This is a genomic window from Perspicuibacillus lycopersici (assembly GCF_025660475.1).
Lineage (GTDB): Bacteria > Bacillota > Bacilli > Bacillales > Caldibacillaceae > Perspicuibacillus > Perspicuibacillus lycopersici.
This window is the reverse complement of record NZ_JAOUSF010000001.1, coordinates 203,117-229,717: the sequence shown is the minus strand read 5'-3', so window position 1 is coordinate 229,717 and position 26,601 is coordinate 203,117. Positions and strand designations below refer to the sequence as shown.

Annotated in this window: 26 protein-coding genes; 25 read left to right on the top strand and 1 reads right to left on the bottom strand. The window is 35.9% G+C overall.

Annotation, left to right across the window (positions count from 1 at the left end):
- The first annotated feature begins 78 nt into the window (after positions 1-78).
- The 6 genes from OEV98_RS01105 (at position 79) to spoVM (ending at position 5,507) form a co-directional block, all read left to right on the top strand.
- Positions 79-831 carry a Stp1/IreP family PP2C-type Ser/Thr phosphatase gene (locus OEV98_RS01105; RefSeq protein WP_263071292.1) on the top strand — a complete coding sequence of 251 codons (753 nt, stop codon included), beginning with the start codon at positions 79-81 and terminating at the stop codon, positions 829-831.
- A complete protein-coding gene (gene pknB, locus OEV98_RS01100; RefSeq protein ID WP_317633773.1) occupies positions 824-2,806 on the top strand; it encodes a Stk1 family PASTA domain-containing Ser/Thr kinase in 1,983 nt (660 codons plus the stop codon). Before OEV98_RS01105 ends, pknB begins: the two co-directional genes overlap by 8 nt.
- A gap of 309 nt (positions 2,807-3,115) precedes the next feature.
- Positions 3,116-4,003, top strand: a complete 888-nt coding sequence (gene rsgA / locus OEV98_RS01095; protein WP_263071291.1) for a ribosome small subunit-dependent GTPase A — start codon at positions 3,116-3,118, stop codon at positions 4,001-4,003.
- Positions 4,000-4,656, top strand: a complete 657-nt coding sequence (gene rpe / locus OEV98_RS01090; protein ID WP_263071290.1) for a ribulose-phosphate 3-epimerase — start codon at positions 4,000-4,002, stop codon at positions 4,654-4,656. Before rsgA ends, rpe begins: the two co-directional genes overlap by 4 nt.
- Before the next feature lie 2 nt (positions 4,657-4,658).
- The gene (locus OEV98_RS01085) at positions 4,659-5,309 is read left to right on the top strand and encodes a thiamine diphosphokinase (RefSeq protein WP_263071289.1); all 651 of its coding nucleotides are present in this window, start codon (positions 4,659-4,661) and stop codon (positions 5,307-5,309) included.
- Between the two features lie 117 nt (positions 5,310-5,426).
- Positions 5,427-5,507, top strand: a complete 81-nt coding sequence (gene spoVM, locus OEV98_RS01080) for a stage V sporulation protein SpoVM (protein WP_263071932.1) — start codon at positions 5,427-5,429, stop codon at positions 5,505-5,507.
- A 143-nt stretch (positions 5,508-5,650) separates the two neighbouring features.
- Here spoVM and rpmB read toward each other — a convergent pair whose 3' ends face one another.
- The gene (rpmB, locus tag OEV98_RS01075; protein ID WP_263071288.1) at positions 5,651-5,839 is read right to left on the bottom strand and encodes a 50S ribosomal protein L28; all 189 of its coding nucleotides are present in this window, start codon (positions 5,837-5,839) and stop codon (positions 5,651-5,653) included.
- Positions 5,840-6,188: 349 nt separating this feature from the next.
- Between rpmB and OEV98_RS01070 the strand changes: the two genes are divergently transcribed.
- From OEV98_RS01070 to OEV98_RS00980, 19 genes are all read left to right on the top strand, one after another.
- Positions 6,189-6,551 carry an Asp23/Gls24 family envelope stress response protein gene (locus OEV98_RS01070; protein WP_263071286.1) on the top strand — a complete coding sequence of 121 codons (363 nt, stop codon included), beginning with the start codon at positions 6,189-6,191 and terminating at the stop codon, positions 6,549-6,551.
- 16 nt (positions 6,552-6,567) lie between these two features.
- Positions 6,568-8,247, top strand: a complete 1,680-nt coding sequence (locus OEV98_RS01065; RefSeq protein WP_263071283.1) for a DAK2 domain-containing protein — start codon at positions 6,568-6,570, stop codon at positions 8,245-8,247.
- A gap of 286 nt (positions 8,248-8,533) precedes the next feature.
- Positions 8,534-9,196 carry an L-serine ammonia-lyase, iron-sulfur-dependent subunit beta gene (gene sdaAB / locus OEV98_RS01060; protein ID WP_263071281.1) on the top strand — a complete coding sequence of 221 codons (663 nt, stop codon included), beginning with the start codon at positions 8,534-8,536 and terminating at the stop codon, positions 9,194-9,196.
- 46 nt (positions 9,197-9,242) lie between these two features.
- The gene (gene sdaAA, locus OEV98_RS01055) at positions 9,243-10,127 is read left to right on the top strand and encodes an L-serine ammonia-lyase, iron-sulfur-dependent, subunit alpha (protein ID WP_263071279.1); all 885 of its coding nucleotides are present in this window, start codon (positions 9,243-9,245) and stop codon (positions 10,125-10,127) included.
- Positions 10,127-12,184 (top strand): ATP-dependent DNA helicase RecG, encoded by a 2,058-nt coding sequence (recG, locus tag OEV98_RS01050; RefSeq protein ID WP_263071278.1) that lies wholly within the window; start codon positions 10,127-10,129, stop codon positions 12,182-12,184. The genes sdaAA and recG overlap by 1 nt, the downstream gene beginning before the upstream one ends.
- Before the next feature lie 146 nt (positions 12,185-12,330).
- Entirely contained in the window at positions 12,331-12,900 is a 570-nt protein-coding gene (gene fapR, locus OEV98_RS01045; RefSeq protein WP_263071277.1) for a transcription factor FapR, read from the top strand.
- Between the two features lie 16 nt (positions 12,901-12,916).
- On the top strand, positions 12,917-13,903 hold the full coding sequence (gene plsX / locus OEV98_RS01040) for a phosphate acyltransferase PlsX (RefSeq protein ID WP_263071276.1): 987 nt from the start codon (positions 12,917-12,919) through the stop codon (positions 13,901-13,903).
- A gap of 154 nt (positions 13,904-14,057) precedes the next feature.
- Positions 14,058-15,005, top strand: a complete 948-nt coding sequence (gene fabD, locus OEV98_RS01035; RefSeq protein ID WP_263071275.1) for an ACP S-malonyltransferase — start codon at positions 14,058-14,060, stop codon at positions 15,003-15,005.
- Positions 15,002-15,745, top strand: a complete 744-nt coding sequence (gene fabG, locus OEV98_RS01030) for a 3-oxoacyl-ACP reductase FabG (RefSeq protein WP_263071274.1) — start codon at positions 15,002-15,004, stop codon at positions 15,743-15,745. Before fabD ends, fabG begins: the two co-directional genes overlap by 4 nt.
- 145 nt (positions 15,746-15,890) lie before the next feature.
- Positions 15,891-16,124, top strand: coding sequence for an acyl carrier protein (locus OEV98_RS01025; protein ID WP_263071273.1), 234 nt, complete (start codon positions 15,891-15,893; stop codon positions 16,122-16,124).
- Positions 16,125-16,460: 336 nt separating this feature from the next.
- Positions 16,461-17,204, top strand: coding sequence for a ribonuclease III (rnc, locus tag OEV98_RS01020; RefSeq protein ID WP_263071272.1), 744 nt, complete (start codon positions 16,461-16,463; stop codon positions 17,202-17,204).
- Between the two features lie 18 nt (positions 17,205-17,222).
- Positions 17,223-20,780: a chromosome segregation protein SMC gene (smc, locus tag OEV98_RS01015; protein WP_263071271.1), complete on the top strand. Its 3,558-nt coding sequence runs from the start codon at positions 17,223-17,225 to the stop codon at positions 20,778-20,780.
- Positions 20,781-20,824: 44 nt separating this feature from the next.
- A complete protein-coding gene (gene ftsY / locus OEV98_RS01010; RefSeq protein WP_263071270.1) occupies positions 20,825-21,814 on the top strand; it encodes a signal recognition particle-docking protein FtsY in 990 nt (329 codons plus the stop codon).
- Between the two features lie 340 nt (positions 21,815-22,154).
- The gene (locus tag OEV98_RS01005; protein ID WP_263071269.1) at positions 22,155-22,379 is read left to right on the top strand and encodes a hypothetical protein; all 225 of its coding nucleotides are present in this window, start codon (positions 22,155-22,157) and stop codon (positions 22,377-22,379) included.
- 100 nt (positions 22,380-22,479) lie between these two features.
- Complete coding sequence (locus OEV98_RS01000; RefSeq protein ID WP_263071268.1) at positions 22,480-23,019, top strand: hypothetical protein; 540 nt, start codon at positions 22,480-22,482, stop codon at positions 23,017-23,019.
- A gap of 31 nt (positions 23,020-23,050) precedes the next feature.
- Entirely contained in the window at positions 23,051-24,052 is a 1,002-nt protein-coding gene (locus OEV98_RS00995) for a glycosyltransferase family 2 protein (RefSeq protein ID WP_263071267.1), read from the top strand.
- Positions 24,052-24,459, top strand: coding sequence for a GtrA family protein (locus OEV98_RS00990; RefSeq protein WP_263071266.1), 408 nt, complete (start codon positions 24,052-24,054; stop codon positions 24,457-24,459). The genes OEV98_RS00995 and OEV98_RS00990 overlap by 1 nt, the downstream gene beginning before the upstream one ends.
- A gap of 11 nt (positions 24,460-24,470) precedes the next feature.
- Positions 24,471-26,147 carry a DUF6044 family protein gene (locus tag OEV98_RS00985; RefSeq protein ID WP_263071265.1) on the top strand — a complete coding sequence of 559 codons (1,677 nt, stop codon included), beginning with the start codon at positions 24,471-24,473 and terminating at the stop codon, positions 26,145-26,147.
- Positions 26,148-26,251: 104 nt separating this feature from the next.
- Positions 26,252-26,590 (top strand): putative DNA-binding protein, encoded by a 339-nt coding sequence (locus OEV98_RS00980; protein ID WP_263071264.1) that lies wholly within the window; start codon positions 26,252-26,254, stop codon positions 26,588-26,590.
- Positions 26,591-26,601 lie beyond the last annotated feature (11 nt).

Genomic DNA, 26,601 nt, shown 5'->3' with positions numbered 1-26,601 from the left:
ATTCTCTACAAACAAGAAAGTTTAAGCAACATGTCCAACAACACGTATGTAGGTGAACTGTTGAGAGGTGACAAATATATGAAATCAGTATTTCGAACAGACTGTGGGAGAATAAGAACCCATAACGAGGATTTTGTTAGTATTTTTTCCAACCAATCAGGTGAATTACTTGCAATGGTTGCAGATGGCATGGGAGGTCATTTAGCTGGTGATGTAGCTAGCCGAATGACTTCTGAGCTATTGCAAAAAAGATGGGAAGAAGCTAATCAAATTGACACGCCAGAGAAGGCAGAACAATGGTTTTTGAAACATGTAGTCGAAATAAATGATGAAGTACTCCAATATGCGAATGAGCATGAGGAATGTCGTGGAATGGGTACGACGATTGTAGCCGCTATTTGTAATGACAAATTTGCGACAGTTGCAAATGTAGGAGATAGTCGTTGCTATGTAATGAATGAGAATGGGTTTTATCAACTGACAGATGATCATTCATTAGTAAATGAGCTAGTGAAAAGTGGACAACTATCAAAAGAAGATGCGGAACATCATCCGCGAAAAAATGTTCTTTCCCGTGCATTGGGAACGGAGCCACAAGTGGAAGTAGATATAAAAACGATAACCTTTGAAGATGGGGACTTATTGTTATTATGCTCAGACGGTTTATCCAATCGAGTGACAGATACCGAGATGTCGGGAATTTTATTAACAGACGATTCGCTTGAAGAAAAAGCAACACATTTAATTGCCTTAGCAAATGATAATGGGGGAGAAGATAATATTTCATTAGCAATCGTTCATAACATCCTCGCAGAGAAAGCAGGTGACTAAATTGTTGATTGGTAAGAGAATTAATGATCGCTATAAGCTGATTGAAAAAATTGGTGGCGGTGGGATGGCTGACGTGTATTTAGCAAGGGACGTCATCCTTGAAAGATATGTAGCAGTGAAAATTCTACGATTAGATTTCGCAAATGATGAAGATTTTATTCGAAGATTTCACCGCGAAGCACAATCAGCAACTAGTCTTGTACATCCTAACATTGTAAATATTTATGATGTTGGCGAGGAAGATCCTGATATTTATTATATTGTAATGGAATATGTCAATGGAGAAACATTAAAGCAATTTATTCAAAATCATTCTCCGCTTGGAATAGATAAAGCAATCGACATTATGAAGCAACTTACTTCAGCCATTCAACATGCACATCAAAATAATATAATCCATCGAGACATAAAACCACAGAATGTTTTAATCGATAAAAAAGGGAATGTGAAAATTACAGATTTTGGAATTGCGATGGCGCTTACTTCGACGACGATAACACATACCAATACGATGCTAGGTTCTGTCCATTATATTTCCCCGGAACAGGCTCGTGGTGGAATTGCAACGAAAAAGTCTGATATTTATTCCTTGGGGATTGTGTTGTTTGAAATGCTTACTGGTCGCTTGCCTTTTTCCGGAGAATCTGCAGTATCAATAGCCTTAAAGCATTTACAGGATGAAACACCTTCTCCAAAAAAATGGAATCCATTGATTCCGCAAAGTGTAGAAAATATTATTTTGAAGGCAACTGCTAAAGATCCATTTTATCGTTATCAAGACGTGGGAGAACTAGAGGAAGATTTACGGACTTGTTTAGATGAAAACCGTATTAACGAACCTCGTTTTGAAATACCAGTTGATGAGGAAGCTACTAAGGCTATCCCAATCATTTCTGATGAGCGTGGGTTTAATCAATTACAGGATACGGTAATAAGAGATTCACAGCCTAATAAAATACAAGAGGGTTTGCCAAAGGAAGAGGAACCAAAGAAGAAAAAACGGAAAAAATGGCCAATTGTGCTTCTTTCCTTATCTGCACTTATTATCATACTCGGAATATTAACATTAACGGTGTTTCCTAGCCTTTTCGGTCCAGATGATATAAAAGTGCCGGATGTTACGAATTTAACACTTGACGAAGCAATTGATGAATTAGAAAGTGCTGGTTTTACTATTGGTAAGACTACAGAAATGGCCAGTGAGGAAATTGAAAAAGATCATATTATTCGAACGGATCCGAAAGCAGGGCGTTTAGCTGTTGAGGGAAGTGAGATTAATCTGTATGTCAGTACTGGGTTAGAAACAGAAGAATTACCTGACTTTAAGGATCGTGCCTATGAGGATGTACTAGCCATTTTACAATCACAATCCCGTCCATTTAAGGATATTAAAGTGGAAGAGGTATATGATGAAAGTGAAGCAGGTACGATTATCGAACAGGATCCTGAACCAGGGACAGCTGTAATTCCAGAGGAAACAGTCATTACCTTTACGGTAAGTAAAGGAAAAGAAACCTTTGCTTTAGCTAATTTAACAGAATATCCGCAAAATGCTTTAAAGGATTATGCATCTTCCAATGGAATAACGATTAATATTTCGGGTGAAGAATATCATGAAACAATTCCGAAAGGCTATGTAATTAGTCAAGATGTTGAGGCTGGTACACAAATTACAAAAGGTACAACAGTAAATGTCGTAATCTCGAAAGGGAAAGAGGAATTACCTCCGAAAAATGTAACAGTTGATATTGCGATTACGTATACAGGGAATTCGGAAGAAAATCAAGTTCAAAACGTGCAAATTTTTATCGAGGACATGAACCGGGAGATAACAGATCCATATGAAGTGTTTACTATCACGGAAGATACACGAAGACTTATTGATTTAGTGATAGCTCCAGGTACAAAAGGTAGATATAAAGTAGTAATTGATAATGAGGTTGTCCAAGATTATCAAGTAGATTACCCAGAATAAACGTACGAAAAAAATGCCACCAAAATGGGGCATTTTTTTCATATCGGTATGTTGAAATTTATTGTAGTGGAATAAGATTAAAACCAGATAGTAAGCATTTGTACAAAGAAACGATAATACGCATGTAATGTATTCTGTTAGCCACCAAAAAGTCAATAGTAGCAGCAAAATTTCGGTATTTTTTAAGATATACATGAAAAATGTTTGCTAATTGTTTACAATATAGTATGACGGTAAGCTGACATAGGAAATGATAGTAATATAAATTTTCCATGAAATCATGTGATAAATATAATTAGGAGTGATGCTATGCCTCAAGGCAAAATAATAAAAGCTTTAAGTGGTTTTTACTACGTAAAAAGTGATCAAAAAATTATCCAATGCCGCGGAAGAGGAGTTTTTCGAAAAAAAAATATTACCCCACTTGTTGGTGATAATGTAGAATTTTCAGCAGAAAACGACTTAGAAGGATATATTCTTGATATAAAAGAGCGGGAAAACGAACTCGTTCGACCGCCAATTGCCAATGTAAATCAAGTCATTTTAGTATTTTCAGCAAAAGATCCCGATTTTAACACAATATTGCTCGATCGCTTTCTAGTAATCATTGAATCAAAATATATTGAACCAATCATTATTATTACAAAGAAAGACTTATTAGACGAGGAAGAACTAGAAAAAATAGAAAAATTTGCCGAGGATTACCGAACAATTGGCTATCAGGTGATAATTACTTCTTCCGAAACATCCGATGGAATTAAGGCTATTTATCCATATTTAAACGATAAAATTTCTGTCTTTGCTGGTCAATCAGGAGTAGGTAAATCGACGCTATTAAATGCATTACGACCAGATCTTGATTTGGAAACAAATGCGATTTCTAAACACCTCGGTCGAGGAAAGCATACAACCCGCCATGTGGAATTACTAGATGTAGGCGAAGGGTTAGTAGCAGATACACCAGGATTTAGCTCGATGGATTTTACTGAGATTGAAATAGAGGAATTACCATTTTATTTTCCAGAAATGAAGGAAAGAATGAACGATTGTAAATTCCGTGGCTGTCTTCATGTGAAAGAACCGAAATGTGCGGTAAAACAGGCAGTGGAAACAGGAGAAGTAAAAACATATAGATATGAACATTATTTAACATTTTTAGAGGAAATTCGTGAAAGAAAGCCGAGGTATGACAAATGATTAAAATAGCACCTTCCATTTTATCAGCAGATTTTTCAAAATTAGCACAGGAAGTAAAAGATGTCGAAAAGGGTGGGGCAGATTATATTCATATTGATGTAATGGATGGCCATTTTGTTCCTAATATTACAATTGGTCCATTAATAGTAGAAGCGATTCGTCCGGTAACATCATTAACTTTCGATGTTCATTTAATGATTGATAATCCTGGCCAATATATTTCGAATTTCGCAAAAGCTGGTGCAGATATTATTTCTGTCCATGCGGAGGCATGTCCACATCTTCACCGGACGATTCACCAAATTAAGGAGCAAGGAATTAATGCTGGTGTCGTTATAAACCCCGCAACACCTGTAGCAATGATCTCGGAAATATTAAGTGAAGTAGATCTTGTACTTTTAATGACCGTAAATCCGGGTTTTGGAGGACAAAAGTTCATCCCCAATGTGCTGAAAAAAATTCAGCAAATTAAACAATTGAAGGATGAATTTGCATATACATACGATATAGAAGTAGATGGTGGCGTTAATGAAGAGACCGCTAGTCTGTGTATCGAAGCTGGCGCAAATGTATTAGTTGCAGGCTCGGCGATATTTAACGAAAAGGACCGTGCGAGCGCGATTGCTCAAATTCGCGGGAATGTGAATAAGTAAAGATGATTGTGTATATTGTTGGTGGAGGTCCTCCAGAATTTATTCCAGATTTGAAAACAGATAAAGCTAATCCCGATATTTTTTGGATTGGGGTCGATCGAGGAAATCGGTACTTACTGGATAAGGGTATCACGCCTGCTGTTGCAATAGGTGATTTTGATTCAGTAACAAAGGAAGAACTAGAAGTTTATCAGTCTAGTCTACCAAATGTATTGAAATATCAAACGGAAAAAGATGAAACAGATATGGAATTAGCATTGCAAGTGGCTAGTCAGCAAAACCCATCCCTCATCCGAATTTTTGGTGCAACTGGCGGAAGGCTAGATCATATGCTTGCCAATCTATTTTTACTTATGAAACCAATTGCTGCGATAAAAAATGCAAGCATCGAGATTATTGATAGACAAAATATTTTAGAAGTAAAACGTCCTGGCCAATATTTATTAGAGCAATTACCGGATAAACAATATATTTCCTTTATTCCATTCACTCAGACGGTCGAAAATTTATCATTGGTAGGTTTTAAATATCCACTAAAAGATAGGAATATTTTTATTGGTTCGACACTATGTATAAGTAATGAACTTATTCAGCGTCATGGTACTTATTCATTTTCTAAAGGCATATTATTAGTAGTAAGGAGCAATGATTAAAATTGCGGAGCAAAATTTTTTTGAGGTAAATGTACGTAATGTGGATACAACGAATATAATATGTTGATTGTCTTAGAGAATTATTTATGCCAGTTAGAGCCGAGGAGGGAATGGTAAGTGAAATTTTATACGATTAAATTGCCTAAATTTATTGGTGGGTTTGTCCGAGCGTTATTAGGAGCATTTAAGAAAAATTAGAAGGATGAAATTTGAGGATAATTATTCCACTTTCATAACAAAATTTGTGTATAATAGGATCCCTTTGTCTACAATAATGAGACAGGGGATTTCTTCTTTAGAAGGTAATAAAAAAGGACATCTAGTTAGATGCCCTTACAAAATTATACGCGTTCTACCTTACCAGATCTTAAAGCGCGTGCTGAAACATACACACGTTTTGGTTTTCCGTTAATTAAGATACGAACTTTTTGTAGGTTAGCTCCCCAAGTACGACGATTTGAGTTCATCGCATGAGAACGAGCATTCCCGTAAGTAGTTTTCTTGCCAGTGATTACGCATTTACGTGCCATTATGTTGTCCCTCCTTATTACCAATATGCTAAACATACAATGTCTATTTTAAAAGATACTAAAATAATGTACCATAGTAAATTAATAATTGCAATAGCAAGGGAATAAATAGAAATGTAAATAGGAGTTTTAAACAAAGAACAGGAAAATAGCATTATTTGGGACAAGTTTCCATAAAAAAGGGAAACGATGGAAAATTCCGTAATTAAAATAAATAATAGAAAAGTACTTGACATATTGTCTAATGTTTAGCTTTATAATATAGACAGACATTAGGACTTTTAAAATTATCTTTATTATAGTAAAATATGTTTAGTTTGTCTGAAAACCGTAAAGGGGGAACAAAGACATGTCCATCGAATTAAAAACAAAGTACGGACATATTGAAATTTCTAATGATACAATTGCTCAAGTTTGTGGTGGAGCAGCAGTAGATAGTTATGGTATTGTAGGTATGGCGTCTAAAAATCAAATTAAAGATGGTATATCTGAAATATTACGAAAAGAAAATTATGCTAAAGGTGTAATTGTCCGCCAAGCAGAAGATCGTATACATATCGATATGTATATTATTGTTAGCTACGGAACAAAAATTTCCGAAGTTGCTCATAATGTACAAACAAAAGTGAAATATGTATTAGAACAATCGATTGGAATTAAAGCAGATTCTGTTAATATTTTTGTGCAAGGTGTTCGGGTAACGAACTCATAAGTAAGGAGGAAAAATTGTGTCAATTACAGAAATAGATGGAAAACGTTTTGCTGAAATGATTTTCCACGGTGCAAATCATTTATCAGCAAATGCCAAATATGTGGATTCATTAAACGTTTTTCCGGTACCTGATGGTGATACTGGGACAAATATGAATTTGTCTATCACTTCAGGTGCAAAAGAGGTTAGAAATAATGTTGGACCTCATATTGGGAAAGTAGGACAAGCATTGTCAAAAGGCTTGTTAATGGGAGCTAGAGGGAACTCTGGAGTTATTTTATCTCAATTATTCCGTGGATTTTCCAAACATATTGAACCAAAAGTAACATTGGATGCAGAGGGCTTTGCTGCTGCACTTCAAGCTGGTGTAGAAACTGCATATAAAGCGGTAATGAAACCAGTAGAAGGAACGATTTTAACGGTAGCAAAAGATGCGGCAAAAAAAGCTGTAGAAGTCGCAAAAACAACTAATGATATTACTACCTTAATGGAAGAAGTGTTAAAAGAGGCGAAAGCTTCCTTAAATCGTACGCCAGACCTATTACCAGTATTAAAAGAAGTAGGGGTAGTAGATAGTGGTGGTCAAGGTTTAGTGTTCGTTTATGAAGGATTTTTAGCACAATTACAAGGTGTTGCATTAGAAACAATGGAAACAAAAAATGTGTCATTAGACCATTTAGTGCAACAAGAGCATCATAAAAGTGTACAAAGCTTCTTACATACAGAAGATATTGTATTCGGTTATTGTACAGAATTCATGGTTCGCCTACAAGATGAGAAGTTAAAGAACAACCCGTTCTCTGAAGAAAAATTCAGACAGGATTTAGACAAGTTTGGTGATTCGTTATTAGTTATTGCGGATGATGAAGTTGTTAAAGTTCATATTCATTCCGAGCAACCAGGAAATGTTTTAACATACGGTCAAAAATATGGTGAACTAGTTAATTTGAAAATAGAAAATATGCGTCAACAGCATACAACAATTTTAGAAACAGATAAAACGGTATCCCCAATTCCAAGTGTAGCTACAAAAGAACCATCTGAATATGGATTTGTAACAGTATCAATGGGTAGTGGTATTGGAGAATTATTCAGAAGCATTGGTGCCCAAGTAGTTATTGAGGGTGGCCAAACGATGAATCCAAGTACGGAAGATATTGTGAAAGCAGTAGAACAAGTTAATGCGAAAAAAGTGTTCGTCTTACCAAATAATAAAAATATTATTTTGGCAGCCGAGCAAGCACGCGATGTGATGGATCAAGAAGTAATCGTAATTCCTTCGAAAACCGTCCCACAAGGGCTAGCGGCTTTACTTGCGTTTAATCCAAGTGCAGACACTGCACAAAATGAAAAAACAATGGTTGCAGCAATGAGCAATATTAAAACAGGACAAATTACCTATGCGGTTAGAGATACAAACATTGAAGGTTTATCCATTAAAAAGGATGACTTTATGGGTATTAAAGATGGTGATATTGTCGTAGCGGAAAAAGAAATGCTTGCAGCAGCTAAATCACTTTTAACTCAAATGCTTGATGAAGATAGTGAAATTTTGACTATTCTTAAAGGGGAAGATGCGACCGAGGCACAAGTAAACGATCTTACAGCATTTGTTGAAGAACAATACCCTGATGTAGAAGTCGAAATTCATGATGGTAATCAACCGTTATATCATTTTATTTTTTCTGTAGAGTAAATAACAATAAATAAAATTTGGTTGTTTTCTAAAGTGTCCCAATCATTTGGGACACGATTTTTTTTGTAAAGATTTATCACCATAATCGACCAATAGAAATAATACTTAGTATTAGATAAGTACTTTTACAAGTGGTAAAAAGAAAGGTACGATTATGATAAACACTGTTTCAAAATCTATTTTTTCATAATATAATATATAAGGTTAATCATCATTTTCAGCGTCATAAAATATAGATAACAGCCTTACATTATTTTTTTGGAAATCGCAAATAGGAGGGATTTCAATGAAATTCCGTAGTGTATTTGATATTATTGGTCCAGTGATGATTGGACCATCTAGTTCGCATACGGCAGGAGCAGCACGTATCGGACGAGTCGCACGAAATGTGTTTGGACGTCAGCCAAAGTGGGCTCATGTTCATTTGTATGGTTCTTTTGCTGAGACTTATCGTGGTCATGGAACAGATGTTGCAATCGTTGGTGGATTATTGGATTATGATACATTTGATGAACGAATCATACAAGCAATGGAAATTGCTGCAGAACAAGGACTTGAAGTGAAATTTTTTGAAGAAAAAGAAGTACCAGAGCATCCGAATACTGCGCGGTTAGTTATCGGAGACGATGAAGGAGAGCTTGAATTAGTTGGACTTTCTATCGGTGGTGGGAAAATTGAAATAGATGAAATTAATGGATTTAAATTAAAGCTAACGGGAGAAAACCCGGCGATTATTGTAGTAAATAATGATCGATTTGGCTGTATTGCTTCAGTAGCAAATGTATTAGCAACATATGAGATTAATATTGGCCATATGGAGGTTTCTAGAAAAGAAAAAGGTAAGCTTGCATTAATGGTATTGGAAACCGATGAAACGGTAGACCAAGAAGTAATGGATGCTATATCTAAATTGCCAAATATTTTACAGGTTGCTAGAATTGTAGAATAGTTTGCTCCAACCAGGTGGAATTTATGAAGAAAAAAGGAGGACAGCTATGTTATTTCGTACTGTTCGTGAATTGATAGATCTCGCGGAATCACAAGGAAAAAAGATTAGCGAAATTATGATAGAGCAAGAAATGTTAGTGACCAAAAAGAGTCGTGAAGAAATCATTGGTCAAATGGAAAAAAATCTCCAAGTAATGGAAAGTGCTGTGGAAAAAGGTTTAAATGGTGTTACCTCTCACTCAGGATTAACAGGTGGCGACGCCGTTCTTTTGCAAAAATATATTGAAAAGGGTAATTTCTTATCCGGAGAATTTTTATTAGATGCAGTTAGTAAGGCTGTCGCCACAAATGAAGTCAATGCGGCAATGGGAATGATTTGTGCCACACCTACTGCAGGAAGTGCTGGAGTTGTTCCGGGTACACTATTTGCAGTAAAAAATAAATTGAACCCAACTAGAGAACAAATGATTAATTTTCTCTTTACATCAGGCGCATTTGGTTTTGTAGTAGCAAATAATGCGTTTATCTCTGGTGCCGCAGGTGGTTGCCAGGCAGAGGTAGGATCTGCTGCAGGGATGGCTGCTGCTGCAATTGTGGAAATGGCAGGCGGAACTCCTAGCCAATGTGCAGATGCAATGGCGATTACATTAAAAAATATGCTTGGTTTAGTATGTGATCCAGTTGCAGGTTTAGTGGAAGTTCCATGTGTAAAAAGGAATGCAATGGGTGCAGCTAATGCGATGGTTGCAGCGGATATGGCATTAGCAGGTATTGTAAGTAAAATTCCATGTGATGAAGTAATTGATGCGATGTATCGCGTCGGGCGTGCAATGCCACAAAGTTTAAGAGAAACAGCACAGGGAGGTTTAGCGGCGACGCCTACCGGTAAGCGTTTAGCGCAGGAAATATTCGGCACACCGCAAAAGAAATAGTGAGTGAAGAGATAAAACAACCTGTAACTGCTATTAAAGGAATCGGGGAAGAAACCGCTGCATTATTAGCTGAATTAAATATTTTCACCATTGAAGACTTACTTACTTATTTACCCTATCGATATAATGACAATCGGCTACGGGATTTGTCAGAGGTAGAGCACGATGAACGAGTGACGGTAGAAGGTGTAATTTCTAGTGAACCTTCTGTAGCCTTTTTTGGAAGGAAGAAATCTCGAATTACCGTTCGTGTCATGGTCGATAAATATTTAGTTTCAGCAGTAATATTCAACCAAGCTTATTTAAAGAATAAAATTACCCTCAATCAGCCAGTTACCATTACAGGAAAGTGGAATCGTCATCGCCAGCAAATAACGGTTAGCCAAATGCAATTTGGTAATCTCGTGGATAATGTCCAGAAAGCTCAGTTCGAACCGGTTTATTCTGTAAAAGGAGAACTGACTGTAAAAGGGTTGCGGAGATTTATTTATTTAGCATTTAATCAATACGGTCATCTGTTAGATGAAACGCTTCCTGATGACATAAGGAGAAAATATCGACTATATTCCAAGATGACCGCACTTGGTGCTCTTCATTTTCCAAAGGATGCCCAACAGTTAAAGCAAGCAAGAAGACGAATGGTATATGAAGAATTTTTATTATTCCAGCTAAAGATGCAGGCCTTAAGAAAATTCGAAAGGGAGCATTCCCAAGGTATTTCGATTCGATACGATAATGAGCAATTAAAAAGCTTTATCGCCTCCTTGCCATTTCCTTTAACAAATGCACAAAAACGGGTGTTAAGCGAAATTTTACATGATTTGAAATCCCCATTTCGAATGAATCGACTCCTTCAAGGAGATGTTGGTTCTGGAAAAACCGTTGTTGCAGCCATTGCTTTATATGCAGCGGTAACTTCAGGTTATCAAGGGGCACTTATGGTTCCAACGGAAATTCTCGCTGAGCAGCATACGGAAAGCTTAAAGAAAATGCTACAACCATTTGGAGTAAGAGTTGAGCTTTTGACTGGCTCAACGAAGAAAAAACAACGAAACATTATACTAGAAGGGCTAGCATCAGGAGAAATCCGTATAGTCATTGGAACACACGCACTAATACAAGATGATGTAAATTTCCATCAACTAGGTCTAGTAATTACTGATGAACAGCATCGTTTTGGCGTGGAGCAACGCAGGGTGTTAAGAGAAAAAGGAGAGAATCCAGATACATTATTTATGACTGCTACCCCGATTCCGAGAACGCTTGCAATAACCGTATTTGGAGAAATGGATGTTTCTATCATTGATGAAATGCCTGCTGGTAGAAAGAGCATTGAAACCTACTGGGCAAAGCCTGAAATGCTTGAACGTATTCTCCAAATGGTGGAAAAAGAATTACAAAAGGGTAGACAAGCATACATTATTTGCCCGTTAATTGAAGAGTCAGAAAAATTAGATGTTCAAAATGCGATTGATGTACACGCATCACTCGTGCATTATTTTCATAATCGATATTCGGTTGGCTTAATGCATGGTCGACTACCTTCCGAAGAAAAAGATCACGTGATGAAGCAATTTAGTGAAAATCAAATTCAAGTGCTCGTCTCTACCACAGTTGTAGAGGTAGGGGTAAATGTACCAAATGCAACAATGATGGTTATTTATGATGCCGAACGCTTTGGTTTATCTCAGCTCCACCAATTAAGAGGACGTGTTGGTCGAGGGGACCATCAGTCTTACTGTATTCTTTTAGCAGATCCGAAATCAGATGTCGGGAAAGAGCGTATGAAGATCATGACAGAGACGACGGATGGTTTCGTGTTAAGTGAAAAAGATTTGGAGCTTCGTGGACCTGGTGACTTCTTTGGGAAGAAACAAAGTGGCTTACCAGAATTTAAAGTAGCAGATATGGTGCATGACTATCGAGCACTGGAAACGGCTAGAGGTGATGCAGAGCGGCTTATCAATTCTGAAAAATTTTGGGAGGATGACCTTTATTTACCGTTAAGGGAAACAATAGAGGCATCAGGTATTTTAGATGGAGAAAAACTTGACTAACGTATTACTTGTTTAATATTTTAATATTCCGAATGCAAATAAATCCTTGCATTCTTTTTTTTGGTTATTTATACTACTATTAGTACCTAGTCATAAAAAATGATATTCTTTACATATATTAATACAAAATGAGTGGAGTAAGACAAATGAAACTTCATAAAAAGGATCGGCAGAAAATACTAAAAGAAACAATAAAAGAAAATCCGTTTATTACTGATGAAGAATTAGCGGAAAAATTCTCTGTAAGTATTCAAACGATACGTTTAGACCGGTTAGAGCTTTCAATACCAGAATTGCGAGAGCGCATTAAAAATGTCGCACAAAAGAATTTTTCTGAAGAGGTTCGTTCCTTACCAATTGAGGAAGTAATCGGAGAAATCATTGATATCTCCTTAGATGAACAAGCTATTTCTTTATTAGAAATAAAACCGGATCATGTGTTCAAGCGGAATAATATTGCAAGGGGGCATCATCTGTTTGCTCAAGCAAACTCTCTTGCTGTTGCACTGATGAACGATGAATTAGCATTAACGGCAAAAGCAAACATAAAGTTTGTCCGACAAGTATTGCTAGGAGAAAGAGTAATAGCAAAAGCAAAGGTAACTGGAATCGACCATGATAAGGGACGGACGATTGTTGAAGTGCAAAGCTTTGTAAATCAAGAAATCGTGTTTAAAGGTGAATTTTCTATGTACCGATCAAGAAAAAATGGATAAAGGTGGACAACATAAGATGAAAGTAGCAATTGACGCAATGGGCGGAGATAATGCACCAGAAGCAATTGTAAAAGGTGCAATGAAAGCAACGGAACAATTCCCAGATATTGAAATTACACTTATCGGGAATGAGGAAAAAATTAAACCTTATTTAACAAAGCATGACAATATATCGATCATTCATACAGAAGAAGTAATATTAGGAGAAGATGAACCTGTCCGGGCAGTAAGAAGAAAGAAAACGGCCTCTATGGTATTGATGGCAAAGGAGGTAGAAGAAGGACGTGCCCAAGCATGTATTTCTGCTGGAAATACAGGAGCACTTATGGCTGCCGGTTTATTTGTTGTTGGACGGATACCTGGAATTGATCGACCTGCGCTTGCTCCAACATTACCAACCATTGATGGAAAAGGCTTTTTACTATTAGATGTTGGTGCAAATGCAGATGCCAAACCAGAACATCTTCTCCAAAATGCCTATATGGGTTCTATTTATAGTGAAAAAGTAAGAGGGATAAAAAATCCACGGGTTGGCCTATTAAATATCGGTACAGAGGATAAAAAAGGAAATGAACTAACCCGTCAGGCATTTCTTTTACTCAAAGAAGCGAATCTTAATTTTGTTGGAAATGTAGAAGCACGTGACTTGCTATCTGGCGTTTGTGATGTAGCGGTTACCGATGGTTTCACTGGAAATATGGTATTAAAGACGATTGAAGGCACAGCATTATCGATGTTTAAAATGCTAAAAGCATCATTAATGAGTAGTGTTAAATCGAAATTAGCAGCTGCTGTATTGAAACCGGATTTGAAAGGTTTACAGAAGAAACTGGATTATTCAGAGTATGGTGGTGCCTGCTTACTTGGGTTAAAAGCACCGGTTGTTAAAGCACATGGTTCATCAGATGAACAAGCTGTTTTCCATGCGATTCGGCAAGCGAGAGAAATGGTAATGAATCACGTACCTGAGAAAATGGAAGAAGCAATTTTGAAAAATAACTAACGAATAAAGTTGAAATGGCAAATATGCTTATGTACAGTTTATGGACTATTTTATTTATGCCAATCTAGTTTTTTATTTTTAAACATATTTTAAGAACATAGCGAAAGTTAAATCCAGTACTTTTTATCCAATGAATTCGAAAGGGGTTTTGTGTGTGGGGAAAATTGCATTTGTTTTTCCGGGACAAGGTTCACAAATTGTCGGTATGGGACAAGAGCTAGCCGCTAGATTTGCTAAGGTAAAGGATATCTATAATCGTGCCGATCAAGCATTAGGAGAATCCTTATCCACCACTATTTTTGAAGGACCACAAGATATATTAACTCGAACAGCTAATGCACAGCCAAGCTTGTTAACTACAAGTATTGCGATTTTGGAGCTAGTGAAGGAACAAAATATTCAAGCGGATTATGTAGCTGGTCATAGCTTGGGAGAGTATACAGCATTAGTGGCGGCAGGAGCATTGTCCTTTGAGGATGCCGTTCAAATTGTGAGAAAGCGTGGGGAATTTATGGAAGCTGCTGTTCCTAATGGAAATGGAACAATGGCTGCAATTCTCGGCTTGGATCGCGATAGATTGCAACAAATTACAGATGAAATTACTAGCAATGGAGATTCTGTTCAATTAGCGAATATTAACTGTCCAGGTCAAATTGTTATTTCAGGTACAGTAACAGGTGTTCAAAAAGCATGTGAAAAAGCAAAGGAATCTGGAGCTAAGCGTGCGATTGGTTTAGAGGTAAGCGGACCATTCCATTCACGTTTAATGGAGCCTGCTTCCGATAATTTAGCAGAATTGCTTAATACGTATACGATAAATGAAGCAAACATTCCGGTTATTTCAAATGTTACCGCAGAACCAATAGTAGATAGTACTACGATTAAAAAACTCCTTATTGAGCAATTATATTCTCCTGTATTATGGGAAGATTGTGTACGTAAAATGATTGCCCTTGGAGTGGATACTTTTATTGAAATTGGTGCAGGGAAGGTATTAACTGGACTCGTGCGAAAAGTAGATAGAAATGTTACATGTCTACCAATTTTTGATGAGACTAGTTTGGTAACAGCACTAGAGCAATTAAAAGGGGTGAAGAAATGAATTTGCAAGGAAAAACAGCTCTTGTAACAGGAGCATCTAGAGGAATTGGTAGGGAAATAGCATTAGAGCTCGCAAGACTAGGAGCAAATGTTGTTGTCAACTATGCTGGAAATGAATCAATGGCAGCTGCAGTAGCGGAAGAAATAAAAGCACTTGGTGGGGAATGTTTTATCCATCGCGCAAATGTAGCAGATAGTGAGCAAGTTCAGCAAATGGTAAAAGAAACAATCGATCGTTTCGGCCAATTGCATATTTTAGTGAATAACGCTGGTATCACCCGAGATAATTTATTAATGCGCATGAAGGATTCCGAATGGGACGATGTTATGAACACCAATTTAAAAGGGGTATTTTTAACAACAAAAGCAGTTACTCGGCAAATGATGAAGCAACGGGACGGAAGAATCATTAATATTTCCTCTATTGTTGGTTTTAGTGGAAATGCAGGACAAGTTAACTATTCTGCGACAAAAGCAGGAATTATTGGGTTAACGAAATCCACTGCAAAAGAGCTTGCATCTCGTAATATTACGGTAAACGCTGTTGCGCCAGGATTTATTACAACAGATATGACGGATCAATTGTCCGAAGAAGTAAAACAAGAATTATATAAACAAATTCCACTTGGAAGACTTGGAGAGCCTAAGGATATTGCAAAAACCGTTGCCTTTTTAGCTTCTGATAATAGTAGCTATATAACTGGACAAACGATTCATGTTAACGGTGGAATGTATATGTAATACTTGCAGCCATGTGGATTATTCCTCTATGGAGTTACATTATATTTTGCCCTATTACATTTCGATTCGGATTAGTAAATTTTTACCAAGCGGGACTTTATTATTCCATAAGAATCGAATATAATACTTGAGGGGAGGTGATTATGTGAGCGAAGTATTAGAACGCGTAACAAAAATTATCGTTGACCGTTTAGGTGTAGATGAATCAAAGGTTACACTTGAAGCAACGTTTAAAGATGATTTAGGCGCCGATTCCCTAGATGTTGTTGAATTAGTAATGGAATTGGAAGACGAATTTGGATTACAATTTTCCGATGAAGATTCCGAGAAAATTCTAACAGTAGGAAACGCTGTAGATTACATAAATAGTAAACTGTAATCATTATAAGAATCGTAAGGAATCTTGTAGAAAATAATCATTTCTTATATGAATGATGTATTTCAATTTACAAGTAAAATTAAAAAAGATGATTTTTTACACTTCACTTGCAAAAGTGAGGTGTTTTCTTATGTATTCATTCGTTAATAATTAATGGTATAATAAAATGGCTGTTTTTAAACGGATAGTTGTTATTTAATAAGGTCTGTAATATAGCATTCTGTAGCTTATTAAAGAATAGCAAAAATCTATCCGAACAGATAATAAAATACACTTTGATATTCTTGCATTTATAAGCTAAACTGATTTGTATAAAACATGAGGTGTGTGTACGAAATGACTAAATATAATCGCTATAAAGAATCAAAAATGAAAGATAGAAGATATGAGCAATTCCAAGAACGAATCGGAGTAAAATTTTCTAATGAAGCACTTTTAAAACAAGCTTTTACACATTCATCCTATGTGAATGAGCATCGTAAAAAACGTCAGGAAGACAATGAACGTTTGGAATTTTTAGGGGATGCAGTATTAGAATTAACGGTTTCGAAATTTTTATATACAAATTTTCCGCTGATGGCAGAGGGAGAGTTAACGAAACTACGTGCAGCAATTGTATGTGAGCCTTCGTTAGTATCGTTCGCTCAATCTTTAGATTTTGGAGAGTTAATGCGTCTTGGTAAGGGAGAAGAAATAACTGGGGGTAGAAAGCGTCCGGCACTTTTAGCAGATGCGTTTGAAGCATTTATTGGTGCATTGTTTTTAGATCAAGGCATTGATACCGTTGTTTCGTTTTTAGAGAAAGTTGTATTCCCGAAAATTAAAGAAGGTGCTTTTTCTCATGTGATGGATTTTAAAAGTCAATTGCAGGAATTTATTCAGCATGATGGCTTAGGTGCAGTAGAATATGAAATTATCGAAGAAAGAGGGCCCGCACATAATCGGGAATTCTATTCTCAAGTAAAAATAAATGGTGTAGCTTATGGAACAGGACTCGGTAAATCAAAAAAAGAAGCAGAGCAAAAAGCTGCGCAAATTGCATTAAATACACTTTACAATAAAGAGAGTAATAATAAGTAATGGATTGGGGGAACGGGAATGTTTCTCAAACGGATAGATATCGTAGGCTTTAAATCATTTGCCGAGCGAATGACCATTGATTTTGTCCAAGGAGTAACAGCTGTTGTTGGACCAAATGGTAGTGGGAAAAGTAATATTATAGATGCGATTCGCTGGGTACTCGGCGAGCAATCTGCGAAGTCATTAAGAGGCGGCAAGATGGAAGATATCATCTTTGCTGGGAGTGATTCAAGAAAAGCCCTTAATTTTGCTGAGGTAGCGCTAACGCTAGATAATGAGGATCATTTTTTGCCGATTGATTACAATGAAGTATGTATCACACGGCGTGTATATCGATCAGGTGAAAGTGAATTTTTTATCAATAAGCAAACCTGTCGATTAAAGGATATTGTAGAACTATTAATGGATTCTGGTTTAGGCAGAGAGGCTTTTTCTATTATCAGTCAGGGGAAAGTCGAAGAAATCCTTAATAGTAAGGCGGAAGAACGTAGAACAATTTTTGAGGAAGCTGCTGGTGTCCTAAAATATAAAACAAGGAAAAAGAAGGCAGAAGGTAAATTAGAAGAGACAGAAGACAATTTAAATCGTGTTCGAGATATTTTACATGAATTAGAAGGCCAAATTGAGCCGTTAAAGCAACAAGCATCCATTGCAAAGGATTATATGCAGAAGAAAGAGGACTTAGAGCAATTTGAAGTCTCCTTACTTGTGTATGAAATCGAGCAATTACATGAAAAATGGGAGAAATTGAAAGCGGAGTTAGCTGCTCATAAAGATAAAGAAATTGAGCTGTCCAGTACTCTCCAATCAAAAGAAGCACAAATTCATGATATGAGAGATAAAATTGCTGCTTTGGATGATTCCATTGATCAGCTGCAGCATGTCCTACTCGTTACAAGTGAAGAATTGGAAAAGCTAGAGGGAAAAAAGGAATTATTAAAAGAGCGCAAAAAAAATGCCGCACAAAATCGTTTCCAGCTTGAAAAAGCGATTGAAGATGGGAAACAAAAGGTTTTTGTTTTAGAAAAAGAAATAGCTACGCTTACAAGTGATAAAATTGCTCTCGAAGAAAGTATTCAAAAGGAACGGACAAGCTTAAAGGAAAAGCAATCACAACTGGAATACTTTGCTGAAGATATTGAAGAAAAAATTGAATCATTGAAAAGTGATTACATTGAATTATTAAATGATCAAGCGGCAATAAAAAATGAAGAACAACATGTGAATAATCAATTAGAACAATTTTCGAATAAAAGAGAAAGACTTGTTGGCGAGAATGAAAAATACATTCATGAACGTGCAACTATTATAGATAATAAGAAAAAAATTGCGGAACAGTTAAAACAACAGCAAGAAAAAATTGATGAAAAAATTCATCAATATCGTGCACAACAACGAAACCTAGAGAATACACAAACTCAATTTGAAAAAATAGAGAAATCGTATTATCAAGCCCTCCAATTTATCCAACAAGCAAAATCCAGGAAAGATATTCTGGAAGAAATGGAAGATGATTATTCTGGATTTTACCAAGGTGTTAAAGAGGTATTAAAAGCGAAGGATCAATTAAAAGGTATTGAAGGTGCAGTTGCAGAATTAATTAATGTGGAGAAACGGTACGAAATAGCAATCGAAATAGCACTTGCTGCTAGTATGCAGCATGTGGTTGTCGAAAAGGAAGAGCACGCGAGAGCAGCGATTCAATATTTAAAGACAAAGCATTATGGACGTGCTACTTTCTTACCGTTATCCGTTATTAAACCGAAGGAAATTCCTAGTGCAACGAAACAGTTCCTTTCTGGACACTCGGCTTATGTTGGCATTGCAGCAGAATTGCTTTCCTTTGATAAAAAGTACAGCAATATTATGTATAATTTATTAGGAAATGTCATTATTACGAAGGATCTTCATGGTGCAAACGAATTAGCGAAGCAGCTACAATATCGTTTCCGAATTGTCACATTAGATGGTGATGTAGTAAATCCTGGAGGTTCCATGACTGGTGGTGCCGTAAAACAAAAATCTAGTTCCTTATTAAGTCGAAAGACGGAATTAGAAGCATTAAAAACAAAACTTGTGGAGATGGAAGAGAAATGCGCTAGCTTAGAGCATGAAGTGAAAACGAAAAAACAAGACATTAAAATGCTCGAGGAAAGACTACAACAGCTACGCGAGGAAGGGGATATTTTCCGTCAAGAGGAACAAGTATTAAAGGATCAACTAAAAGAAATTGAGTGGAATGAAAAGAACATTAATGATAAGTTAGCAATTTATGACGCAGAAGAAAAAGATTTCATACAAGAAGAACAAGCCTTACTAAATAAAAGAAATCGCAATGCAGCAAGAATACTTGAAATTCAATCGCAAATCCAGCAAATTGATCAAGAAATTAAAGAGCTATCCGAGAAACGGAATAGTGACCAAACATTGAAAGCAACATTAGTCGATGAAAGCAATGAACTTAAAATTGCCATTGCCAAAAAAGAAGAACAGCTACGGCATATTTCCAGCCAATTAGAAGAAGTGACAGCGAGATATGAAGATGTAACGAATCAGCTAGCAGATAATGAACAAGGGTTACAATTATTAGTCGTTGAAATGGATTCTAGTCATTCTGGAAAAGAATTGCTGGAGGAAGAAGCAAAACAAAAGCTAATAGATAAAAATAATACGATTCAATTAATTTCTGATCGCAGAAAACAGCGCTTAGAATTCCAGCAAAAGCTAGAAGATATTGAAAACGAAGGTAAAGAATTGAAGAGGCAGCATAAAGGCTTAACAGAGCTGTTAGTAGATGAAGAAGTTAAATTAAATCGTCTAGATGTTGACTTGGAAAATCGTTTAAATGTGTTACGAGAAGAGTATTTTCTTACGTATGAAGGGGCAAAGGAACAATATCCGTTAACACTTCCTTATGAAGAAGCACGAAAAAAGGTGAAGTTAATTAAGCTAGCAATCGATGAACTTGGAACTGTTAATATTGGAGCAATTGATGAGTATGAACGGGTATCAGAGCGCTACGAATTTTTATCCGTCCAAAAGGATGATTTGCAAAATGCGAAGGATACGTTATTCCAGGTTATCGAAGAAATGGATGAAGAAATGGTCAAACGCTTTGATGAAACCTTTACTTCGATTCGTGATCAGTTTGATTCTGTATTCCGTTCCTTATTTGGTGGAGGCCGTGCCGAGCTAAAATTAACGAATCCTGACGATTTATTAAATACTGGAGTGGAAATTATTGCTCAGCCACCAGGGAAAAAGCTACAAAACTTAGCGCTTCTTTCCGGTGGTGAGCGTGCACTTACTGCGATTGCTTTACTATTCTCGATATTACGCGTTCGACCAGTACCGTTTTGTGTATTGGATGAGGTTGAAGCAGCACTTGATGAAGCAAATGTTTATCGATTCAGTCAATATTTGAAGCAGTTCAGTCAGGAAACACAATTTATTGTAATTACACACCGAAAAGGAACAATGGAAGAAGCGGACGTATTATACGGGGTAACAATGCAGGAATCCGGAGTTTCGAAGCTTGTATCTGTACGGCTGGAAGAAACATTGGAAATGGTATAGGATTTCGAGCAATTATTTGGAAAAATGAAGGAAGTGATTAGGTAATGGGTTTTTTCGATAAGTTAAAAGAAAAATTGACAAAGCAAACGGATACGGTAACAGAAAAATTTAAAGATGGCTTAACGAAGACGAGACAAAGCTTTGCAGGAAAAGTTAATGATCTTGTCGCACGCTATCGAAAAGTGGATGAAGATTTCTTTGAAGAATTAGAAGAGATATTAATTCAAGCAGATGTTGGCTTTGATACCGTATTAGAGCTTGTGGATGAATTGAAAATGGAAGTGAAAAAGCGTAAAATCCAAGATTCATCAGAAGTAAAAGAAGTGATTATGGAAAAATTAGTGGATATTTATGAAGGTGAATCGGATGATCTTTCACAATTGAATGTCCAGGAAAATGATCTAACGGTTATTCTTTTTGTAGGGGTTAATGGTGTAGGAAAAACGACGACGATTGGCAAGCTTGCGTATAAGTTTAAGCAGGAAGGAAAAAAGGTAATGCTTGCTGCAGGAGATACATTCCGCGCAGGTGCGATTGAACAATTAGAAGTATGGGGCGATCGTGCAGGTGTTGAAGTCATTAAGCAAAGTGAGGGATCAGATCCTGCTGCCGTTATGTTTGATGCACTTCAAGCAGCTCGTTCCCGAAATGTGGATGTACTTTTATGTGACACAGCCGGACGCTTACAAAATAAAGTGAATTTAATGAAAGAATTAGAGAAAGTAAAAAGAGTAATTGAACGGGAAGTTCCTGGAGCACCGCATGAAGTTTTGCTTGTATTAGACGCAACAACAGGTCAAAATGCAATGATACAAGCAAAGCAGTTTAAAGAGGCAACGGATGTCACAGGTATTGTTTTAACTAAATTAGACGGAACAGCAAAAGGTGGTATCGTTATTGCCATCCGGAAGGAACTGAATATTCCTGTAAAATTTGTCGGACTCGGTGAAAAAATGGACGATTTACAAGAATTCAACCTTGAACAATACGTCTACGGTCTTTTTGCCGGACTAAATGAAGAAGCCGAGGGATAATGAATTTTTACGTTTCCAATGTTTGTTTGATTATTAACTATATTAACAATTTTTTAGCTGTTTTTTTAAAGGTTTATTCAAATTAATTAATTGAAGTAAGCAATACTATTAAGTCTGCGGATTATTGCTAAACACCAATATACGATATGAAAACAGCCTATTTTTGAAGGCAGGGATTTGTACGAAAAGTACGTCCCTTTTTTTATAGCTATTATGTTCAGAAATTTAACTATATAATTATTTTTAATAAAAAAAGAAAAATATGAAGTAATTTTTGATTTTATTTCGTCTATATTTATAAAATCAAAAGAAACGATACGTGTGATTGAGGGGGGATCGTGTGAGGAAGAAAGGTTTATTATTATTAGTACTAATAATCCTTTTTCTATTTTTTCCAATGAACGTAAATGCAAAATCTAGTAATTTATCGATTATGTTTATTGCTGGCTATTCAGCTATAGGTGCAAAGGGGATTCCAGACGCAATAGAGACCCAGCAAACAAAAAATCAGGATGTGTCCATGTCAGGGGTTTATGAAAAGGATGGTTATTTTGTGAGTTTCTGACATAACCAAATCACACTGTACCGGAGTAATCGCTTTTTCAATCGGGATTTTCGATTCCTTACCCTAATGAATATTTGTTACAAGGGAAAATAATGAACTATTGCAGGAAATAGTCACTATTACGAATGGAAAAGTATTGAATAATGAAAAAGAAGCATTTCGTGAAATGAATACTAGTGCTGTTACAAGAACAGATTTAAGCCATTGGGTACTTTTACTTGCGTTTTTCCTGTTATTTCTTGAATTCGTTATCCGGAGACTAGGCTTAGCGTATATACTATCTAAGATAACATCACTCTTTAATAGAAATAGAAAAATAAAAACGAAAGCAATAAATCAAACGACAAATGAGCTATTGAAAAAACAGAAACAAAAGTATAATATAACCAAGGAGCAAACAGGGAAATTTGTTATTGAAAATCCATCGGAGCAACAGGAAAATCAATTGAAATATCTTAAATATCTTATCTGGATAAGCAACAAGAAGGGAAGTGCATTAGATCCGAATTATCGTAAGCGAAAGGATTCAAAACAAGGGGAGAAGAATAGGGAGCAATCAACTGATGGACAACAAGAGAGGGAACTAAATCGTGAAGAAGAAATGAATCGATTGCTAAATGCCAAAAATAGAAGAAGATAGCTAGATTCACTTCACTAAGGAGTAGAAATAAATGATAAATCAACCAATATTAACTATAGTTGTTCCTTGTTATAACGAGGAAGAAGTATTTCAGGCTACCTATAAGCAGCTGCGAGAAGTAATGCTTCATTTAATAACAGAATGTCATATTCACCCGGAAAGTAAAATATTATTCGTAGATGATGGCAGTAAGGACTCCACTTGGCAACTGATTGAAACAGTTTACAAGCAGGATGATTTGATCAATGGTCTTAAATTATCACGGAATTTTGGTCATCAGCGAGCCTTGTTAGCAGGATTAGAAAAGGCAAATACTTATTCAGATTGCATCATTTCCATTGATGCGGACCTACAGGATGATATTGATGTTATTAAGGAGTTTGTACTGAAATATTTAGAAGGCTACGATATTGTTTATGGTGTAAGAGAAAGTAGAAAAACGGATAGTTTTTTTAAGCGGACAACTGCCATTGGATTTTATCGGATAATGGAAAAATTAGGCTTGCCATTAATATATAATCATGCGGATTACCGATTACTAAGTAAACGTGCAGTAGAAACACTTCTTCAATTTAAAGAAGTAAATTTATTTCTCAGAGGAATTGTCCCGTTAGTTGGCTTTAAATCTACTAAAGTATTTTATGATCGCAAGGAAAGACTTGCCGGAGAGTCAAAATATCCATTTAAAAAAATGATTTCCTTTGCATTTGACGGATTAACTTCTTTTAGTGTAAAACCAATCCGTTTTATTACAATTTTAGGCTTTTTATCAGCAGTTGTTAGTGTGATAGCAGGGATTTATGTATTTATCGAAAAATTATTATCACATCCTGTTAGCGGATGGGCATCAATTATGATTTCGTTATGGTTTATTGGTGGATTATTACTGATGAGTATTGGGCTGATAGGAGAATATATCGGAAAAATCTATGAAGAAGTTAAACAGCGGCCAAGATACATTATTGATCAATCACTATTGCATGAAATACATACACAACAGGATTTAGAGCAAAAGCAAAAGGTGTTAAATTAATGGTAAATCATTCATTTTTTAAATTTTTATTAGTAGGAGTATTAAATACGATTATTGGTCTTTCGTTTATGTATATTTCCTTAAATATATTCCATTTACACTATTGGATTTCTACTTTTATTGGAAATAGTATCGGAGCCGTCGTTAGTTACTTTTTAAATAAAATATTTACCTTTCAAAGCAAAAGTCCGTTTGGATCAAGTGTCATCCGATTTGTACTCGTAATCATTTGCTGTTATGTAGTAGCTTATCAATTAGGACTGAGCGTAACAGAAGGCTTGCTTGATGTAACCGGGATTTTACCAGCACAGTACATTGACGAGGTTGCTATATTAATCGGTAGTGGGTTATATACAATCATGAATTATTTTGGACAAAGATATTTTGTATTCCGAACAAACAACTAAAGGAGTTATCCATGATTAAAGCGAAACAAAACAAAAAATTACTATTTAGTATTGCAATCATTATTATTGGTATTTGGGTTGCCCCATATTTTCTATTTGGCGAAAATGCACATATGAGGGTGCATGATAATTTAGATTCAAATATCGGTTGGTATAAAGTATTGAAAGATAGTGGAGAACTATTTGCTCCAGGAGATGCATCGATAGATCAAATATTAAATGGAGAATTATCAAGGGACGCATTTTATTCCCAATTTTACGCAGATGTATTTTTGTTTATGCTATTTCCACCGATGATTGCCTATGGGGTAAGTCAATTGATCACGAGGGCACTCGCGTTTTTAGGGATGTACTTATTATTGAAAAAGTATGTAATTAAAGATGAACAGGCGTCTGTTATCCAAATTGGTGTTGCGCTTATTTTTTCCTTAACACCGTTTTGGCCATCTGGTATGCTTAGTTATTTAGGGATGCCATTAGCACTTTACGCGTTTTTAAATATTCGCAATGGCGAACGCTTATGGAAAAATTATTTAATATTAACCGTACTGCCGTTCTTGTCTAGCTTTGTTTTAGGATTTTTCTATTTTTTGACAATCATCGGTATATATTGGCTAATAGAAGTAATCCGGAAAAAGAAACTAAATTTACGATTCTTTTTTTCTATTCTCTATATGATCTTTCTGTATTTACTAATCGATTATCGGCTTGTGCTTTCTATGCTTATGCCGCACGAACCAACAAATCGGGATGTTTTCTATCAATCGAAAAATAGTTTACTAGATACAATCCAGCTTATTTTTAAAAACTATATTATCGGTCACAATCAAGACCGTTCCGTTCATGATTTGCTTATTTTACCGATTGTTTTGGTATGCTTCGTTGTTTTGCTCGTAACAAAGCAATGGAAACAAAATAAATTATTTATTTGGCTAAATATTTGGCTGTTTGTATTATCGGTTTGGTATGCTTTTTGGTTTTATGAGGGCTGGCAACCATTAAAAGAAAAAGTAAATATTTTAACAACCTTTAATTTTTCTCGTTTTCACTACTTTAGTTCACCGCTTATTTATATAATCTTTGGCATGGCATTGTATCTTATTTGGAAATTAGGAAAATGGGGTAGAGCACTTTCTGTTCTGTTAATAATCGCCCAATTTATTGTATTAATTCCGTATAATGAGCAGGTTGCCTACAAAAACCAACCAACCTATAAGGAGTTTTATGCAGTTGAACAATTTCAGGAAATTAAAGATTACATCGGTAAACCACAGGAAGATTATCGGGTAGTAAGTATTGGAATTCACCCTGTCATATCCCAATATAATGGCTTCTATACTTTAGATACTTATGCAAATATTTATCCACTTACCTATAAAGAGGATTTTCGCAAAATTATTGCACCGGAATTAGCGAAAAATAAAACATTAGCGGATTATTATGATGAGTGGGGCGGTAGAGTATATATATTTGTCGATGAATTAGGGAAAAAGTATATGTATTCCAAAGATGCAGATGTGACGATTGAGAATTTAAACTTAAACACGGATCAGTTGAAAAAAATGGGTGGGGAGTATATATTTTCTGCTGTTCCAATCGAAAATGCACTAGAGAATCAGTTAACCTTAGAAAAAGTATTTGAAAATGATAGCTCCAATTGGAAAATTTATTTGTATAAAGTGGAATGAAGGGAAATTCGCTAGTCCAGTCTGTTTAACCGCTTGACATCGTTTCACAATCTGTGTAACATAGGCGATGTAAAGGTTTTTTACTTAACATTGGAGGGAATGCAATGCTTGAAAAAACAACGAGAATGAATTATTTATTTGATTTTTATCAAGTTTTGCTCACTCCAAAACAACAAAGCTATATGTCTCTTTACTACTTGGATGATTTATCATTAGGAGAAATCGCTGAGGAGTATGAAGTGAGCCGACAGGCAGTATATGATAATATTAAACGTACGGAAATTATGTTAGAAGAGTATGAGAAAAAGCTTCATCTCTTTGAAAAATTCCAACAACGGAATCGTTTATTGGATGAATTGTCTGCTTTACTTCATGCAAAACTCGATAAAAATCAGGCGGAGCATATTTATCACATTTTAGAAGCGTTGAAAGAATTAGATTAGGAGGCGGCAAT